This window comes from Enterovibrio makurazakiensis (assembly GCF_050336585.1).
In the GTDB taxonomy this organism is placed as follows: Bacteria; Pseudomonadota; Gammaproteobacteria; order Enterobacterales; family Vibrionaceae; genus Enterovibrio; species Enterovibrio gelatinilyticus.
Genome location: NZ_JAKJSE010000007.1, coordinates 63168 through 81202, shown reverse-complemented (window position 1 = coordinate 81202; position 18035 = coordinate 63168). Strand labels below are relative to the sequence as shown.

Annotated in this window: 15 protein-coding genes; 8 read left to right on the top strand and 7 right to left on the bottom strand. The window is 45.8% G+C overall.

What is annotated here, in order from left to right; translation table 11 throughout:
- Positions 1 to 62: 62 nt before the first annotated feature.
- The 6 genes from L4D06_RS05240 to L4D06_RS05215 form a co-directional block, all read right to left on the bottom strand.
- Positions 63 to 1850: a chemotaxis protein CheA gene (locus L4D06_RS05240; protein ID WP_429738057.1), complete on the bottom strand. Its 1788-nt coding sequence runs from the start codon at positions 1848 to 1850 to the stop codon at positions 63 to 65.
- The gene (locus tag L4D06_RS05235) at positions 1850 to 3445 is read right to left on the bottom strand and encodes a chemotaxis protein CheB (protein WP_429738056.1); all 1596 of its coding nucleotides are present in this window, start codon (positions 3443 to 3445) and stop codon (positions 1850 to 1852) included. The genes L4D06_RS05240 and L4D06_RS05235 overlap by 1 nt, the downstream gene beginning before the upstream one ends.
- Entirely contained in the window at positions 3438 to 4331 is an 894-nt protein-coding gene (locus tag L4D06_RS05230; RefSeq protein ID WP_429738055.1) for a CheR family methyltransferase, read from the bottom strand. Before L4D06_RS05230 ends, L4D06_RS05235 begins: the two co-directional genes overlap by 8 nt.
- Before the next feature lie 24 nt (positions 4332 to 4355).
- Positions 4356 to 6518: a CHASE3 domain-containing protein gene (locus L4D06_RS05225; protein ID WP_429738054.1), complete on the bottom strand. Its 2163-nt coding sequence runs from the start codon at positions 6516 to 6518 to the stop codon at positions 4356 to 4358.
- A 3-nt stretch (positions 6519 to 6521) separates the two neighbouring features.
- Positions 6522 to 7088, bottom strand: coding sequence for a chemotaxis protein CheW (locus tag L4D06_RS05220; RefSeq protein WP_429738053.1), 567 nt, complete (start codon positions 7086 to 7088; stop codon positions 6522 to 6524).
- Between the two features lie 95 nt (positions 7089 to 7183).
- Entirely contained in the window at positions 7184 to 7738 is a 555-nt protein-coding gene (locus L4D06_RS05215) for a response regulator transcription factor (RefSeq protein ID WP_274164139.1), read from the bottom strand.
- Between the two features lie 501 nt (positions 7739 to 8239).
- On the opposite strand from L4D06_RS05215, the gene L4D06_RS05210 reads away from it, so the two are divergent.
- Positions 8240 to 10381: an LruC domain-containing protein gene (locus L4D06_RS05210; RefSeq protein WP_429738052.1), complete on the top strand. Its 2142-nt coding sequence runs from the start codon at positions 8240 to 8242 to the stop codon at positions 10379 to 10381.
- Between the two features lie 2 nt (positions 10382 to 10383).
- Positions 10384 to 10965, top strand: coding sequence for a hypothetical protein (locus L4D06_RS05205; protein WP_429738051.1), 582 nt, complete (start codon positions 10384 to 10386; stop codon positions 10963 to 10965).
- Positions 10966 to 11048: 83 nt separating this feature from the next.
- On the opposite strand, the gene L4D06_RS05200 is transcribed toward L4D06_RS05205, so the two are convergent.
- Positions 11049 to 12110, bottom strand: a complete 1062-nt coding sequence (locus tag L4D06_RS05200; protein WP_429738050.1) for a LacI family DNA-binding transcriptional regulator — start codon at positions 12108 to 12110, stop codon at positions 11049 to 11051.
- Positions 12111 to 12333: 223 nt separating this feature from the next.
- Between L4D06_RS05200 and L4D06_RS05195 the strand changes: the two genes are divergently transcribed.
- The 6 genes from L4D06_RS05195 to L4D06_RS05170 all read left to right on the top strand — a co-directional run bounded on the left by L4D06_RS05195 (position 12334) and on the right by L4D06_RS05170 (position 17965).
- Positions 12334 to 12561, top strand: a complete 228-nt coding sequence (locus tag L4D06_RS05195) for a hypothetical protein (RefSeq protein WP_274164143.1) — start codon at positions 12334 to 12336, stop codon at positions 12559 to 12561.
- A 69-nt stretch (positions 12562 to 12630) separates the two neighbouring features.
- Complete coding sequence (locus L4D06_RS05190) at positions 12631 to 13785, top strand: TRAP transporter substrate-binding protein (protein ID WP_274164144.1); 1155 nt, start codon at positions 12631 to 12633, stop codon at positions 13783 to 13785.
- 79 nt (positions 13786 to 13864) lie between these two features.
- Positions 13865 to 14380, top strand: a complete 516-nt coding sequence (locus L4D06_RS05185; protein WP_028022316.1) for a TRAP transporter small permease — start codon at positions 13865 to 13867, stop codon at positions 14378 to 14380.
- 9 nt (positions 14381 to 14389) lie between these two features.
- The gene (locus tag L4D06_RS05180; RefSeq protein ID WP_274164145.1) at positions 14390 to 15700 is read left to right on the top strand and encodes a TRAP transporter large permease; all 1311 of its coding nucleotides are present in this window, start codon (positions 14390 to 14392) and stop codon (positions 15698 to 15700) included.
- Positions 15701 to 15821: 121 nt separating this feature from the next.
- On the top strand, positions 15822 to 17126 hold the full coding sequence (hisD, locus tag L4D06_RS05175; RefSeq protein WP_429738049.1) for a histidinol dehydrogenase: 1305 nt from the start codon (positions 15822 to 15824) through the stop codon (positions 17124 to 17126).
- A gap of 62 nt (positions 17127 to 17188) precedes the next feature.
- Positions 17189 to 17965, top strand: coding sequence for an SDR family NAD(P)-dependent oxidoreductase (locus L4D06_RS05170; RefSeq protein WP_429738048.1), 777 nt, complete (start codon positions 17189 to 17191; stop codon positions 17963 to 17965).
- Positions 17966 to 18035 lie beyond the last annotated feature (70 nt).

Below are 18035 nucleotides of genomic sequence, written 5' to 3'. Positions count from 1 at the left end.
ATTCACCTGTTACCGATGACACTAATCTTAATTATAAGAAACAATAAGTAACCTTGGCTCGATCAGTGATAGCTCCGAGCAAATTGAATCACTTTTTTTAAATTGAGCACTAATGCCAAGTCCCCATTTCCAAGCACCGCAGCGCCTGAGAAGACATCGCTACCATTCATTGATCGATCTAGCGGTTTAATCACAATGTCTAGAAATGCTCGAACATGATCGACAGGCAGCCCCCACTGTTGACCTCGGTGTGTAAATAGGACAACGCTATTACGCATACCTTGATTATATGTTCGTCTAAACACATTTTTTTCTGCCAACTCATTCAAATATTCATGAGGCTCAACCAGCGGAATCACTTTGTTGTTTTGATACAAAAGGGCGTGGCCACTATCAAACCTGACTGTCGAGTTTTCCTCATCGTTACTGATACCAACAATACTTGCTATATCAGAAGACGGGATGGCATAAGTTACATTTCCAATATCAAATAAGGCCACCTTTAACGTTGCCATTGTTAAGGGGAAGATTAGCGCAATTTCAGTACCGACACCTTTCTCAGAGTGAATATCAATGGTGCCCTTAATGTCTTCTACTTTTCGTTTAACCGCATCCATTCCTACCCCTCTTCCCGAGAGAGCATTAACATTGTCAGACGTTGATAAGCCTGGGTGGAAAATCAATTCCAGCACTTCTTTGTCTGTCAATTGATGCTGATTCTCCTTAGTGACTAACCCATTAGAAATGGCTTTACTCAGCACCTTCTCCTTGTCAATACCGTTGCCATCATCGCAAATATTAATCACAACTTTTCCGGCCTCGTTATAGGCATGAATAAGGAGCCTACCAATCATGGATTTTCCAGAAACTGCGCGAGCCTCTTGGGTTTCAAAGCCATGATCTAAGGCATTTCGAACAAGATGTGTAAGTGGCTCATTGATCGCATCAATCACGTTGCTGTCGAGTTCGATGTTTTCTCCAATAATCTCTACATCCACTTTTTTACCCAGTTCTTTGGAGAGGTCTCGTACAATACGGCGATATTTACTCAGTAGGTTTCCAATGGGGCGCATTTGCGTTTTCAATAGGTCATTAAGCATCCCATCGGAGACTGTCTTCAACTTATTAGATAACTCTGTGAGTGCCAGGCTCTCTTGTTTCTCGGCAAAATCAGCAAGCGTATTCCTTATTTGCACAAGCTCCTCGGAATAGCTCATCAGATGTTCAAGAAGATGGGATTTGACTCTTGTTGTTGCTTCGAATTTGGATTGTGATTCCCCGTCTTTCGGCTTTTTACTTCTCGCTATTGACGGTAGGTATCTGTCATCGCGAGGTGTATCACTCCCTGCGTCGGAATGGCAAAGAGAACTTAGGTAATCGAGTTCATTCGAGACATCATCGTCAAACACAGGCCCGTCTTCGATGAGTGTGACATCAACGCCCAATGCATCTAATGCAAAGATAGCGACCGAATTAAGTTCGCTAACCATTCCGTCGTTACACGGTATCTCGCCCTCTTTGTCTTCATCAAACTCGCTATCGCTTGATGAGTGTGCGGCTGTTTCTGTTCGGGCCGTTTCAATCAAGGAGTCTAATAGCGCAAGTAGGTCTTCACTTGCCTCATTGGAATCAACATTTAAGAACTCCAGTAGAGTGACCGTTTGTTGAATGAGAAAATGGAGAGCGCTAAACCTCGGATCATCCTCAACCACTAATTCAAGCTTGTTATTTAGGCCAGAGAAACCTTGCTTAATATCACTGATAGCAATCGGTAAAGACAACGTATTAGCAACATCTGAGAAGTCGTTTGTTATTTCGCTCAAAAGGGTGTGCAAGTCAGCCTGTGACATTAACGCAACTCCCTATTAAACATGTTCTTTCCATCACGGGACAATTCGGAAACGTACTGAGTTTTATAAGCGTCAAGGATTGCCTGTGCCATTCCTTGAATAGGGACGGTTCGACATACTGCACCTAACTCCTTTGCAACTCGTCCCATGCCATATACAACACTGCTTTCCTCATCTTGAACTAAGGTAAATGCGCCTATTCCCTTTAACCTTTTTAGACTTTTTGCACCATCGCTTCCCATCCCTGTCAATAGCGCAGCGACAATCCTACATCCTTTGAGTTTGAGCGCTGAGTCGAACAGGTAATCCACAGAGGGCCTAAAACAATTAATCGGTGGTTCCTGTGTTGTGCGGACAACCACATTGCCATCACTCAGTTGTACTAGCTTGATGTGATTGTTACCCGGGGCAAAATAGACGTGAGATGAGGAAAGGACTTCCCCATCAATGGCCTCTTTGACGGTTAACCCACTTTTTGTATTCAACCGCTGAACTAATGCTGATGAGTAACCTTCAGGGATATGTTGCGCAATACAAATGGGTGGCATTCGGCTTGGAAATTGGGTTAATAACACCTCTAACGCATCCACCCCACCCGTTGAGGAGCCAATAAGCACTACACCGGCAGGTTCTGTCTCATCTTTCTCTAATGAGTGTTCCTTTGATAACGTCGTCGCGAGGGTTTTCAAAGGAACCGATGGAGAATTCAAGCGCACTGCTGAAGCTAATACCCTGTCGAGATTTTGTAGTGTCGAGACCAAGATTCGATTTCCTACTAATTTGGCCAATGTGCGATAAAGAGTACCGATCAATGGTGTTGCCCTATCTGCAACAACCACAGTAGGTAAAAGAGATATTTCTGATATTTTATCTAGCCGATTGGAAGTCAAGGAAGCCGACGCAGAGACTGATGATAGATACGCCGAATCAATGATCAGCACTTGTGGTGCTTGATGATCGAAGCATTGGCTTACACTTTCTAAATCTTTTAAGACATGTACATGAATACTAGGATCGTTACCTATCGTCTTCTCTACCGACGCTTTAAACGTATCGCTTGCGGATATCGCGTATACCCACTTAAGGTTTTGCGCTAACGTTGACCCTGCGATATCAGTTTGATTGGCTGCTTCATCAACAAAGCGAAAGTCAACCTGCCCGGTCTTTGGATTAAATCGAATTTGTCTGCCAGAACTGCCCCCGACAGATACCCCAACTATGGGCAATCCATAGTGCGCAAGCGTTTCAAGTGCCACGAGGACATTTCGCTCCCCAATTTGCTGAGATTGCATAAACTCACCATCATTCACCTGCCCGCCGCCTAGCACCCACGCCATTAAGTTCTCTGGATTTGACGATGTATGTTTGAATTTCTTCAGTAAGTTAGGGATAGCACACGTTCCGTAGTCATTAACCTGCTCTCCCATTGCGATAGCGTTTGGCGCAATAGGTAAACGATAATGACACATACCACCACTCTGATTTTCTTGATCCCAGATGCATACAACGACACATGTTCCAACAACGGCGTTAAACCAGATAGGTTTCTGATAAGCGAATTGAAATTCCCCAGAACGAACTTGAATATCATTCATCAGCCGTTCTCTCCAACATGGGTTTCCTGTAAACAGAGACATCAACCAGCTCTAAACCTACATCCATATGCTGCAATGATTCTGTTAATCCAACAAAGAACAGCCCGCCCGGTTCCAATTGACTGACTAAGGCTCGTACTACTTTTTCCCCAGTGCTACGAGGAAAATAGAACAGTACATTGCGCAGAAATATATAGTGAAACTGTATGCCAAATTTTTCGGGGTAATGAATAAGATTGTGTTGTCTAAATTTAATGTTTCTTTTCAAGCTGTCAGCGACCATGAACATGCTGTCATTATGGGGGACCCGTTGAGTGAACTGATGTTGAAACAGTTTGGGAATATCTTCACGTTCTTCATTGGGGTATTCCCCCAATGCACACATATCAAGGCGTTGAGTATCGACATCGGTGGCAAGAATACGATAGTCGAAATTAGCCCGTTCATGTTTAATGGCTTCGCACTGCATGGCCAATGAAAAAGCCTCTTCTCCACTTGAACATGCCGCTGACCAAATGAATGTTTTTTCTGGGCGAGGGTGGTTGATTATATTATCTCGAAGAAAGTGGAAGTGGCGCTTTTCACGAAAGAAAGAGGTTTTATTCGTTGTAACTTGATTGGTAAAAGCGATCAACTCAACACCACTTGCGTCTTGCTGCAGCACCCGCATATATTCGCCAAATGAACTCAGTTTAAGTGCATTCAAGCGTTTATACAGACGCATCTCAAGCATGCTGCGTTTTTCATTTTCCAGCTTTATACCTGCATGCTGAAAAATCAAATTAGAAAAATATGTGAACTCCTGCTGAGTCATACTTTCTGAATTGCCAATACACGACGTTTCAATAGCGTAAGATAAGTTGTGACTATAATTTTCGGAATGCATAAAGCGCGCTCCTAAAACGTCAATCTAGAGCCGATTCCACGCAGCTTGATTATCATTATCTTCCATTTCGCTTGCCGCCTCAGGAGACGGACGAACAGCATTATCGATTTGACGTCGAATCCCCGACAACGATTGCTCTTCATATTTATCCCGCAACTCTGCACTAACCATTGGCTCAGATTCATCCGAGATAGCGGTATCATGCCCACGAAGGAAACTATTCAGGTTTAACACCATTCGGTTTAAGTCTTCTGCCTGTTTGGTAAGCTCTGAACTTGAGCTAGATGCTTGATCTGCGATGGAAGCAGCATGCTGGGTGGCTTTGTTTATGGATTCAACCGCATTGCTAATTTCTTGAATCCCTCGAGCCTGCTCATTGGAAGCATCAAAAATTTTCGAAGCGCCTTCAAGCACCAAGTTTGATTGCTTGCGCGTTTCCGCAACGATGACCAACCCTTTATCAACACGGCATGTATTCTCCTTTGCGATTGATTCAGCCTCACAAATACTTTGCTTTACAATCGCAGAGATATCCGTGGCAGCCTTACCACTCATTTGAGCAAGGTTACCGACTTCTTGTGCAACCACCGCAAACCCGCGTCCATGCTCACCTGCACGTTCAGCTTCGACAGACGCATTAAAAGACAGTAATTTCGTTTGGAAAACGATTTCATCGATAATGGCTGTTTTAGACCCAATCTCACCGATGATTTTTACCAGTTCCGCAATTTTATGATTGGACTCAGAGATCATTTGCATCGCATCATCCAGGCTGGTCATCTTGTTGCCGACCTCTTTGGAAAGGTCTTTTGATTCTTCGGCGTATTGAACATTAATGCGAACCATACCCGAGATCTCTTCGGTACTTGCTGACGTTTCTTCTATGGAGCTCGCTTGACGATTTGATATTTGAGACAAATTCTGCGAAGCATTATCAATGTTGTTAGCAACTGTCGTTAAGCGCCCTGCACTGCTCGACATATTTTTCACTACACTGCTGAATGCCATGCTTAAATCTGATAGCTCTTTCGAGCTAAAAGAGTGTAATCCTTGGAAAATCAACTGAAAAGGACGCATGATTGAGCGGCTAAGCAGCAAAGCGATACAGATAGATATCAACACAGCGACAATCACGCACCCTATCAGCCAGTTGTTAGTAGAAACTACCGCCTCTCGAAGCTCAACCTGACGGTCATGCAATAATGCCTCTTCACTCTCTACAAAGTCGCCAATATGATCCCTGAATTTGTCGAAGAATATCTTACCTCTTGCTTCTGCGACCAAATCAGATATGTCATCCATTGTCTTCGAGTCGCCAATTTGACGACGCTGTTCAATGTTTCGTTCTGATACCTGCACTCTCCACTCGGAAATGACAGACGCTACATCAGCTAACCTCTGAACCTGTGAAGGATTGTCGCTGACTTTCGTTTTAAGATCACTTATCAAGGAGTCGATGCGGTTTCGACCTTCGTTATAAGGCGCTAAATATGCATCCTTACCCGTCAATAAATAACCGCGCATGCCTGTTTCCATGTTTAACGCAGTGGTTTCTATCTGATCAACTTGTTGAAGCACCTGATAAGTATGTTGCACCCACGCTAATGCCTCACGGCTTTGTTCAACATCGACCGAGTTTTCAAGTTTCGCCTCTCTCTGAGCAAGCAATGCTCTCTCTTCCGTCTCGAACGAAGTTATCAACATTCGGAAGCGATCAAAGTACATTTTCCCTTTGTCTTTTTTTATTTCATCAGACAAATCATTCATGGTTTGAGCTGAGCCAATCTCACCTCGAAGTGCAATGGCATTCTCTGTCACAGAGCGTTGCCATTCATTGATGGTTGCCTCAGCTTGCCCTAATAATGCAACTTGAGGAGTGTTATCACTCACTGTTTCCTTAAGCTCATTGATTAGTTGAGTAAATCGTAATTTTCCTTCATTATATGGAGCGAGAAATACTTCGTCACCTGATAACAAATACCCACGCATTCCTGTTTCCATATCTAGCGCAGCATTTACAACATTTAGCGATTGATTAATAACGCGGTGCGTATGATCAACCCATTCATCGGTATCTCGAATCTGTTTAATGCTATTAAAACTGAGCACAGATAACATGACCAGAAATATAAGGCTTACAGCATACCCTAGGATTATTTTTGCACGAAGAGAGAGATTATCGAACATAGCTTATCCCTCATTATCATTTTGAGATGAAATCGCGCTGTGATGACCAATCATTTCCAGTTCCTCTGAGTCCAGCACTTTATGTATATCGAGCAGTAGAACCAAATTATCTTTTGCTTTCGCGACACCTGTAATGTAGTCACGTCTAACGCTATGTGAAATTTCCAAATCTCTTTCTATTTGTTCTTCGTCAAAACCAACCACCTCATTCACATCATCAACAATACTGCCGATAGTTAGATCGTTAACATCGCTAATAACGATGGAGGTTTTCTTGGGTTCATACTCTTTTTCTAATAAACCTAATTTTAACCTAAGATCTATCACTGAAATGATACGTCCTCGAAGATTAATAAGACCTTTAAAAAATGGAGGCACATGAGGAATAGGCGTGACTTTCACTAAGCCAATCACCTCTTTTACTGAGGATAAAGGAATGCCATACTGTTCATCCTCAAGCGAAAAAACAAGATTCTTTTGGGCGGTACGCTTTACAACATTGTTATCGGATGCCGTACTTCCTGCATATTTTGATAAGCATGATGCTTGCTGATCTAATACATTACTCATTGTTTGCACCTCAAATCAGGAGTTCCTTTCCCCCTACTCAATGTTATCGAGCGTGTTGACACATAAGTGCCTAATACCGCTTTTCTTGCAACTGACTAGACAAGTCCAATATTGACAAAACCCTTAGATGTCGCCATTTCTTCAAATAGACTGGCGATCTTTCTTCTGGAAATAGGCTTTCTCATATACCCAGAAGCACCGTAGTATTCAGCCACTTTAATCGGATCAAGTCGCAATTTTTCGCAACCTGTCAAAATCGAGTTTATTTTCCCTTCCACCACTTCGTTATCAATCACTCGATGAGCAATTTTATCTAGAAGGCCCATTTTCTCTTCGATGTCCGCCTCGATTTTCCGTTTTTCTGCCTGGCTAATAGAAATAATACTTTCACTCGAAATGACAAAAATCTTTTTCACTTTTACATTAGCTTTGAGATAGACCAACGCGGACAGACCATCCATGGTTGGCATTCTCAAATCTGTAAGAACAAGATCTACATCTGGGTATCTCTCGACCAAGGCAATAAGTTCCTGTCCATCTTTCGCTTGACCAAGAATCTCAAACGGTCCGAACTGATCTTCGACGGCCTCTAAGGATTTAACGATGCTTTCACGCATGTCCGCCATGTCATCTGCAAAAATAATTTTCATTTTTACCCTTTTATTTCAACGTACCCAAATGGCGTATCAATTATGAAACACATTTTTCAATATAGCTTGGAAAAGCCTGATTTGCTGATGAATGTCTCACTAGTGTAAAAACTAAAGTAGAAGAGGATAATCAGAGGCATTTTTCAACGCTTATAAATGGCTCCACATAGATAGTAGATTGCAGATAGGAAACACAGAGTTAATCGCACAATGAAGGACATACAAATTCACTCATCAAACGGAGTCATTCTCCTTTTACTTGTCCGTGAAATAGCTAACAGCCTCATTAAAACCGTCTAACAATGCCATTGTTACCATACTCTATATTGTTATTTTCTCATTTTGACACAACAACCAATCATTACTTTTTTTTGATTGTCATTCTGACCGTTTATCAAATAACAGAAAACGCAAAGTTATTTTAAATCACTATATTTCAACACTTTAAGATTGGCACATTCCTTGTATGAGTATCCTCAGACTCAAACCAAGGAGATGTCTATGTCTCGCCTATTAACAGCTACGTTACTTGCAACGGTATCGCCCTTAGCGTTGTCGACACCGTTTGATACATGTCCAAGCAAAGCCTACTTGTTTCAGTCAAAGCCCGTTCAGGTACACAGCGTTAATCTTGTGACTGGGTTGACGGCGCTAATCACTAACGATGTAGGTTTGTCGAACGACGGTATCAACGCTGTCGGTTTTGATAACGGCACAGGGGACGGCGAAGGCTTCGAACACAAATACATTTATGGCTTTGAGAAAAGCCGCAAGAAAGTGGTTCGTCTAGACAAAGACTTTAATGCAGATGTGATTGAGGTGACGGGCCTTCCGAACTTCAGCTTTTACGTGGGTGATGTATACGACCGTTACTACTACCTTTACGGCCCAGGCACCGGTTTCTATAAAATCGATTTGACACCGTTAGACACCGATCCAGATGCAACATTAGAGGCAGAAACCATTTCCACAAATGCCCCATTAGGTATTACTGATTTTGCATTTCATCCAGGCAACAACAAACTTTATGCAGTGAAAAACACCAACGGCAAGTTGTTCGAAATAGATACCGACACAGGTGCTGCAACCGTAATTGGCAATACGGGAAAAACAGGCATATTTGGTGCTGGTTACTTCGATGTAAACGGTTACTTCTACATATCCCGCAATAGTAACGGAGACATATTCCGTATCAACCTTTCTGATACCGACAATATCAATAGCCAAAATGTCGAAGCGGAACCCTTTGCAGACGGCCCGAATTCAAACCAAAACGACGGCGCGCGTTGTGAAGATGCTCCCGTCATCGATGAAGATTCCACCATTGATTTCGGTGACGCGCCGGATAGCTACAAAACCCTTCTTGATTCCAACGGCCCTCGCCACCAAACCGGAACAGGGCATTACCTGGGCTTAGTCGCTCCAGACAGTGAAGGCGATGGCTTAATCTCCCCGCTGGATGACAACAAAGCAGGGGTTGAAGATGAAGATGGTGTGGGTTTTGTTACTGCACTCGAAGCGGGAACCACCGCAATCATCTCAGTTCAAGCCTCGGCTACTGGGTATCTCTCCGCTTGGCTAGATTGGAACCAAGATGGCGATTTTGAAGATGCAGGCGAGAAAATTATCAATGATTCTGTCCTAAGTTCGGGTACCAATACCCTTTCTGTCGCTGTTCCAGCCGATGCCGCAGTTGGTTCAACTTACAGCCGCTTCCGATTCTCAGAGCAAGCCGGTTTGGATTACTTCGGCGGTGCAACTAGCGGTGAGGTAGAAGATCACCCCGTGACCGTAGTGAAGACAGGTACAACATTGGTGCATTACCCAAGTGAGCGTGGCTACGCCACCTTAGCCTTTGAAGATAATTGGCCAAAAGAAGGTGACTATGACATGAATGATGTCGTTCTCCGCTTCCGTATAACAGAAACGCTAGACGAAGATAATCAAGCAACACGCATCCTCATCACAGGCTACCTCGCGGCATATGGCGCGGGTTATCACAACGGCTTCGCGATGCGACTTCCTGGCCTCAATTACGTGGATATAAACAATGCTCAGACCACGATGAAGTACAACGGCGTCGTACAAGAGAGTAATGGGTTGGAATCTGATGCCACTGAAGCCATCTTCATTATCTCGGACGATTTAAAACAAAAAGTCCCCGCCGAGTGTAATTACTATCGAACTGCCCAATATTGTCAGGAAGCGATATCGTTTGAATTTGAAATCGACATTTACACTAATGAAGGCGTTAACACCTACGGCCTGATGGACATGCCCTATGACCCATTCATATTCGCCACACCAGGGCCTTATGTGCGTGATGGATTGTGGTATAACCCAGGTCGCGGCCTAGAAATCCACTTGGCTGACCAAGCACCCACTGAGAAATTCGATACATACTGGTACGGATGGTGGTCTGACACGGGTAACCCTGGGGAAAGCCGCTACTTCAAAACATCGGGAAATCTACCGTGGGCGTTGTTAATCAATGACACATGGAAATGGCCTCAAGAGCACGTTGATTTGATATCGGCCTACCCTGAGTTTGCTGGCTACGCTGAAACATCGGGCCTTAACAACACCAGCTGGTATTTGGATGAAAAAGCCACAACAGGCACCGTTTTCGAGCCGGAGGAATAATCATGAATATCTATCCGATTGCAATAGCTTCACTCGCCATACTCTTAACGGCATGTGGTGGTGGCGGTGACGGAGGTTCGTCATCAACAAGCGGGACGACAGTGAATACAGACTCCGCAAGTGTTGGCAGTAGCAACGACTCATCGTCAGGAGGTTCGAGCTCAACCCCCTCTGCCTCTGATAGCGCGCCATCAGCTTCTATCCTAACGGGTGCTAATCCACAAGTGGTAGACATTCCACCCACAGTCTCCAGTGATGCAACACAGATGTCAGAAATGGTGGTGGCAGACAACTTCAGTTACGACCCTGTTATAGCTCAGAGTTTAGAGGTTGATATCACTGCCTATTCGACAAGCCAAGCCTATGTGTCGATTTACGGTGGCTTTGTAGAGAACCCTGATGGCTCCTACTCACCTGACTATAACAGTCGAATTACCGCAAAAACGCTAGAGGGTGGATTCGGTGATGTAGACTACTTACTTGCCGACTCGCAATACTACATGTTGGCAGAAGTATTCTTCTACGACGGCACAACACCGATTCAAATGCGGATAACTAACGAACAAACCGATTGGGTCTGGTAGTTATTTACTGCGTTGAATACAAAGAAAGGGCGGTATAATACCGCCCTTTCTTTTCTAAGAATTTAGTCTAACCATACGTTATATTAGGATTTTTTCACCGCCGCTGTGGTTTCTCGCACCACCAATTTGGCTTCCAACTCCAATTTATCGGTAACCGATTCATGATTTAACTTGGCCAACAAAAAATCGGCCGCTTTTTCGCCCATCGTCCTAGAAGGTACCTGCATTGTGGTAAGCGAAGGGTGAATATGCGACGCCATAGCCACATCATCAAATCCCACAACGGAAACCTCTTCGGGCACCTTCACCCCCATAGACTGACATTCCAGTAATGCCCCCATCGCAATAATGTCATTGCCGCACACAATCGCAGTTGGTCTTGGGGTGGTCGCCAGCAGTTTTCGTAACGCTTGGCGACTTTCTGCTAAATCATAGCGACATTCAATCACGCGCTCATCGCCTAATTCAATACCGCTATTTTGCAAAGTATTCAGACATCCCGCCAAACGATCTTTCGTTCTGTCGTTCAGGCGTGTAATACCGGGTATTGCCGCGAATTCAGTATGTCCAAGCTCGAGCAAGAATTCAGTCAAGCGCGCCGATGCGCGATAGTTATCAAACCCAATACATGGATGATCTAACGAAGGTTTGTATGACCAAGTATATAAATATGGCAGTTGCTTTTTATCTATGATGTCGAACAGCTGAGGATGATGTTCTGCCCCTACCAGCATGAGTCCATCAACGCCTCGAGTAATCAACCTTTCAGCTTGCGCTAATTCTTCATCGACAGAGTAATCAGAACTCGCGATGAACAAGGTATACCCCTTTTCTTGCAAGCGCCGTTGAAATGCTTGAATGCCTTCCGCAAAAATCGCGTTATCTAACGTAGGCACAATCACGCCTATCGTTTTCGAGTGCTGAGAGGCCAACGCTTGAGCAGCGCCATGCGGAATGTAACCGAGTGACTCAATGGCAGAGCGGATAAGCATGCCACGTTTTTCACTCACCGAACTCGGTTTTGCCAAATACCGCGATACGGTTGCCGTAGAAACCCCTGCGGCAATAGCGACATCTTCCGCTGTGGGCGCATCTACAGAGCGTTTTTGTAAGCGCTTACGCGAAGAAGGAATATCTTTCGTCATAACTCGTTAGTTCTTTGACTCGTTATTGAGATTGCAAAACCACAATCTAACTGATTATAGCGTTGCTTAAATTTTTCGCTGCCAAAAACTTGACAGCCTTCCAACTCGCGCACTATTCTCAACAATGTAAGCGCTTACATTTAACATTTACATTACAAGTGTTCGCGAGTGCTATAACTAAAATACGACGGTAAATCGTCTTCTGACCCTTGTGAGGCTAACCATGAGCTCTGTCTTAAACATCAAGAAACGCTACATCCTTCCATTGGTGCTTTTCTCGCTGTACATGCTCAACGTGATTGCCACCAAGGTTCAACTTGCTTCAGGGACTAACGACATTATTCGTGTTAATGACGTGTTTGAGTTCATTTTACTCATTCTTGCTTCATTAACTTTCGTTGTCGCAATGCTACTTGCTGAAAAAGATGCAAGCCAGCATTCGGCAGAATAAGAGCACCCAACGTTCGCCGAAGTATTCGACGTTGATTGGGTAAATAAAACGCAGGAAGGAAGTACATTTATGTCTGTTCACCATAAGGATGACTCCCCACAGAATGCAGAGCGTCGCCGTTTTCTAGAAATCGCTAAAAAAGCAGGTTTCACGGCCGCTGTTGTCGCAGGCGCTTCAGGAGCCTTGTTGACTTCAACAAATGCGCACGCTGCAGCAAATGAAGAGAGAGAACGACAGAAAAGAGCGAAATACACCATGACCATCGCTACGGCGTACATCATCGGTGCCTCCCGCAGTTACCCAATCATGCAGCTGGATTTTAAGGAAAATATCCAGAACATGACGCGAGGTCAGGTTTACGTGAAGCTCGCACCAGGTGGTCAACTCGGTGCTGGCGGAGCATTAGCTCAGAAAGTACAAGCTGGCACGATTCAGGCAGCGCAACACTCACTTTCTAACTTTGCTCCTTTTGCGCCAGCCGTTGATCTTATCAACATCCCTTACTGGTGTGGTGAAAACCAAAAATTCATCAATCTCGTGACATCAAACGCTTGGAAAGAAGAAATTCACCCTCGCGTTGAAGCTAAAGGCTTTAAACCGCTTTGGTATGTGGTTATTGACCCACGTGTTGTCGCGATTCGACGAGGTTTGGAAGGCCCAATTAAGACACCTGACCAGCTTGAAGGCGTGAAATTCCGCGTACCAGGGTCGAAAATTCTTCAGCAAATGTACCGTCTACTGGGTGCAAACCCAACGCCAGTGGCATGGGGTGAAACACCGTCAGCTATTAAACAGGGCGTTGCAGATGCATTGGACCCATCGGTAGAAGCATTGAATGTGTTTGGTTTTAAAGACGTACTTTCGTCAGTCACGTTCAACCGCGCCGTGCCAGACTCACAAGTGTTCTCTTGTAATCTCGAGTGGTTCAACAGCCTACCGAAGGACATTCAGGAAGGCATTGAGTTTGCGAGTGAAGTGACCTCTATTCAGAACCTTGCGAAAGTCCCTGCGGCACGCGCGTATGCGATGGCTGAACTTGGCGATGCAGGTGTTGAATTCTACGCGCCAAATGCGGATGAAATGCGCCAATGGATCGACAAAGCGGGTCACCAGCGTCCAGAGTGGGATGACTTTAAACTGCAACTGGCAGGTTCGAAAGCCACCTTCAATAAACTGCTAGATGCCGCGAACGGCAACAGCCGTTTCTATGTCCACGATGTGTAACGTCTGAGTCACCAAGCCTCTTGGGACTCTTCCAAGAGGCTACTCTCTCGATTTCCACAACGCACGTTGGACATGGCCTATGAAATCTCTACTTAAAAACATTGATGAGAATGGCGAACGCTGGTTGCTTCTTTTCTTCTACACCACGATCGTTATTACCATTGCAATGGAAGTGCTGCGCCGTTTTGTATTCAGCTACTCCTCCATTTGGGGAGAAGAAGTCGCCCGTTACGCGTTTATTTATCTCGCTTGGATCGGTGCGTCAGCGGCTGTTAAAGAGCGTGCACATATCCGCATTGACGTGTTGCTCCACTATTTACCGCAACGTGGTAAAGCCGTCATGTATCTTTTTGGCGATTTGATGACACTTATCGTCGCTGTATTTGCACTTTACTGGTCAATTCACCCGATTGAAGTATCGTTAAAATTCGGCTCAGTCACCCACGGTTTAGGCATCAGCCAAGCGTGGTTCATGGCGGCAGTACCGCTGGGGTTCTCCTTGATGTTGTTCCGACTGGCTCAATCGATCCGTCGCGATACACATAGCCTGATACACGGCACGCCCGTGTTCGAAGGCAACAAGTTGTTTGATTAGGAGAGTGTCATGCTGAATTACTATCAAACAGACGTGGTTGTCGACCTCGGCTGGGAATTTTATGGCCCTGTGATTGGTATGCTAGTGCTGATTGGTCTGGCTGTCCCAGTATGGGTATCACTCGGTCTGGGTTCCATCGCACTGCTCTTTATTACTGACGTTTTACCGTTATCCTTGTTTGGTGAATCTCTCTTTGATGGCATTGATGCTTTCGCACTGATTGCCGTTCCACTTTTCATCCTGACAGGTGATGTGCTGGTTCGTACTGGCCTATCAAACAAGTTACTCGACGTTGCAGAAGCCAGTGTGGGCGGTGCGCGAGCGGGCTTTGGTAGCGCAACGGTTCTCGGATGTGGCTTCTTTGCCTGTATCTCAGGATCTGATGCCGCGGGGGCTGCTGCAGTCGGTCGTATGACCATCGACCGGTTGGTGAAGCAAGGTTACCCGAAACCTTATGCGTGTGCGTTAGTCGCCGCGGGGGCATGTACAGGCATCCTGATCCCGCCATCCATTGCGTACATCATTATTGGCTTAGTGCTGGGTATATCCGCATCGACACTGTTCCTTGCAGCCGCAGTACCCGGGTTAATGGTTATGGGCGCCATCATGCTAACCAACGTCGTGATGAATCGCATTCATGGCTATGAGAACGCAGGACAAGGCTTCTCGTTCAAGCGCTGGATATCGGTGGTTATTGATGCTCGCTATGCGCTCATGGTGCCGTTCGTTATCTTAGGTGGTATTTACTCAGGCATCTTCACCCCAACAGAAGCAGCTGCTATCGCTGTTGTTACCACTATCATCATTGGTCTGTTCCAAGGCACATTGAAGGTAAGTGATTTTCCGAAGATGTTAGAAAGCTCGGCAAAAGTGAATGGCGTTATCTTGCCTATCATCGCGCTAAGCCTTCCATTGGCACAAACACTGGCTGCACTAGACGTACCGCAGGCATTTGTTCAAAGCATGACGTCAATTACGGACAGTCACGTTGCCCTCACGCTCATCATGATCGGCATCTTGATTCTGGCTGGCTGTTTTATGGAAACGACGCCGAACATTCTGATTCTGTCCCCTATCCTGCTGCCGCTGGCACGTGAGATAGGTATGGAAGATGTTCAGTTCTGTATCATGATGGTGACATCGCTGGGAGTAGGTTTCATTACACCACCACTTGGCTTGAACCTCTTTGTGGTATCCGGATTGACAGGGACTTCTGTTTTGAAGATCGCAGCACGATCCGGCCCCTATGTAATATCCATGCTGACCGTCGTATTAATGTTGGCATTTATTCCTGAACTATCACTCTGGGCGCTGGATTAACTCAACGCTACGGAACGGCTCTTAACACTGGTTTAACTCTACAACCCAATGCCTCTCCGGCTTTCCTCAAAAAAGCCGGACAGGAGAGTTGCACCCAAAATTTAACGGAGAAATTATCAACATGGCTGTTAAGTATCTGAAAAAAGCTGAAAAAACCGCAGCAACAGGTGAAGACGACGTTCGTGACATTGTCTCAAACATGCTGAAGGAAATCGAAGCAGGCGGCGAAGAAACCTGCATTGCCTATACAAAAAAATTCGATAACTGGCACGGCGACATCGTTGTATCTCAAACGGAGATAGATGCAGCGGAAGACAAAGTGCCTGAGCAGCTAAAAAAAGATATTCAGTTTGCCTACGAGCGAGTTCGTGACTTTGCACAAGCACAGCTTGCGAGCATGAATGAATTTGAAACGGAGCTTTCCCCCGGTTTGTTCGCAGGCCAACGATTGATCCCAATGCAAGCTGCGGGCTGTTACGTACCAGGTGGGCGTTACTCGCACATCGCATCCGCCATCATGTCTGTCACTACGGCGAAAGTCGCGGGTGTTGACCATGTCATCGCATGTTCACCTCCGGGTCGTGAAGGCGGCATGCACCCAGCGATTTTGTACACATTAAAACTCGCTGGTGCCGACACCATTTTGAACCTAGGCGGCGTGCAAGGCATTGCAGCCATGGCATTCGGTCAGTTCACGGGTCACCCAGCAGACATCCTCGTTGGCCCAGGTAACCAATTCGTTGCCGAAGCAAAACGTCAGCTCTATGGCCGTGTCGGTATCGACATGTTTGCAGGCCCTTCTGAAGTGATGGTGATCGCAGACAAAGATGCCGATCCAGAACTGGTTGCAGTTGACCTTCTCGGTCAAGCAGAACACGGCCCTAACACCCCAGCATGGTTGCTAACCGATTCAGAAGAATTAGCGGAAACCGTGATGAAACGTCTGCCTGAACTGATTGCTGAACTACCAGAACTAAACAGTAAATCAGCAGAAGCAGCATGGCGTGATTATGGCGAAGTGATCATCTATGAAACACGTGAAGAGGCGGTAAAAGTCAGCGATGAATATGCGTCTGAGCACCTCGAAGTGCACGCTGCAGACCTCGACTGGTGGCTTCAGAACCTGCGCAACTACGGTTCACTCTTCCTTGGTGAAGAAACCAATGTGGCGTTCGGCGATAAAACGTCAGGCCCTAACCACATTCTACCAACCAAAGGCGCCGCCAAGTACACCGGCGGCCTCAGTGTCGGCAAGTTCATCAAAGTCGTGACGTATCAACGTTCGTCGATTGAAGCTAGCAAAGATGTTGCACAAGTGACCGCTCGCATTTCACGCCTTGAAGGCATGGAAGCGCATGCTAAAACTGGTGATGCACGTTTAGCAAAATACTTCCCAGACGAGCAGTTCAACCTGAAACCAGAATAAATCGCCACCCATTGATACAACGTTATAAATGGATACAACGTCATAAACATAAGGAAGATGAAATGACAGGCAGTACGTTAAACCACTTATTTGACCTAACCGGACATGTCGCTTTAGTGACAGGCGCAGGCTCGGGCATCGGACAGCGCATGGCGTTTGCCCTCTCCCAAGCTGGCGCTAAGGTTCTTCTGGCTGGCCGCCACGTAGAAACCTTGTCACAGACCGCTGCGCTTATCGCGGGGTCAGGTGGTGATTCCGCGGTGGTTGTCGTGGATTTAACGAAACGCGATACCTTGCCTGAGTTCATTGCCAAAGCCTCTTCACATTTCGGCGCACCTGACATCTTAGTCAATGCGGCGGGGGTGAATTTACGTCAACCAGCGGATGACATTTCCATCGAGAGTTGGGACAAAACTCTTCATCTCAATCTCTCGGTGCCCTTTTTTCTCGGTAAAGCCTGCTTGCCAGGCATGCTCGAAAAAGGGCACGGAAAAATCATCAACATTGGTTCACTGCAATCGTATCGCGCCTTTGCCAACTCGATCGCCTATGGCGCGTCGAAAGGCGGCGTGGCCCAACTCACTCGCGCCATGGCAGAAGCATGGTCGAACCAAGGTGTCACAACTAACGCGATTGCACCAGGCTTCTTCCAAACGCCGCTAACCCAACGCGTTTTTGCGGATGACGCTCTCGCGCAACATCACGCAGGCATGACAGCAATCGGTAGAAATGGCGAATTAGAAGATTTTGATGGCCTGACGGTGTTCTTGGCGTCACGCGCCTCAGATTACATCACAGGCCAGATGATCTCACTTGATGGTGGCTACACAGCGAAATAGCTGCATGTCGAAACCTAGCGTTCGACTTAACGCGAAAACATGAAAGCAAACGCAACGACCAAAAGGAAAG

Bases quoted from the DNA above. Each gene is read 5' to 3' on its own strand.
- L4D06_RS05240 (WP_429738057.1), bottom strand. From the start codon at position 1,850: ATGTCACAGGCTGACTTGCACACCCTTTTGAGCGAAATAACAAACGAC.
- L4D06_RS05215 (WP_274164139.1), bottom strand. From the start codon at position 7,738: ATGAAAATTATTTTTGCAGATGACATGGCGGACATGCGTGAAAGCATC.
- L4D06_RS05190 (WP_274164144.1), top strand. From the start codon at position 12,631: ATGTCTGTTCACCATAAGGATGACTCCCCACAGAATGCAGAGCGTCGC.
- L4D06_RS05210 (WP_429738052.1), top strand. From the start codon at position 8,240: ATGTCTCGCCTATTAACAGCTACGTTACTTGCAACGGTATCGCCCTTA.
- L4D06_RS05200 (WP_429738050.1), bottom strand. From the start codon at position 12,110: ATGACGAAAGATATTCCTTCTTCGCGTAAGCGCTTACAAAAACGCTCT.
- L4D06_RS05230 (WP_429738055.1), bottom strand. From the start codon at position 4,331: ATGCATTCCGAAAATTATAGTCACAACTTATCTTACGCTATTGAAACG.
- L4D06_RS05225 (WP_429738054.1), bottom strand. From the start codon at position 6,518: ATGTTCGATAATCTCTCTCTTCGTGCAAAAATAATCCTAGGGTATGCT.
- L4D06_RS05170 (WP_429738048.1), top strand. From the start codon at position 17,189: ATGACAGGCAGTACGTTAAACCACTTATTTGACCTAACCGGACATGTC.
- L4D06_RS05180 (WP_274164145.1), top strand. From the start codon at position 14,390: ATGCTGAATTACTATCAAACAGACGTGGTTGTCGACCTCGGCTGGGAA.
- hisD (WP_429738049.1), top strand. From the start codon at position 15,822: ATGGCTGTTAAGTATCTGAAAAAAGCTGAAAAAACCGCAGCAACAGGT.
- L4D06_RS05220 (WP_429738053.1), bottom strand. From the start codon at position 7,088: ATGAGTAATGTATTAGATCAGCAAGCATCATGCTTATCAAAATATGCA.
- L4D06_RS05185 (WP_028022316.1), top strand. From the start codon at position 13,865: ATGAAATCTCTACTTAAAAACATTGATGAGAATGGCGAACGCTGGTTG.
- L4D06_RS05205 (WP_429738051.1), top strand. From the start codon at position 10,384: ATGAATATCTATCCGATTGCAATAGCTTCACTCGCCATACTCTTAACG.
- L4D06_RS05195 (WP_274164143.1), top strand. From the start codon at position 12,334: ATGAGCTCTGTCTTAAACATCAAGAAACGCTACATCCTTCCATTGGTG.
- L4D06_RS05235 (WP_429738056.1), bottom strand. From the start codon at position 3,445: ATGAATGATATTCAAGTTCGTTCTGGGGAATTTCAATTCGCTTATCAG.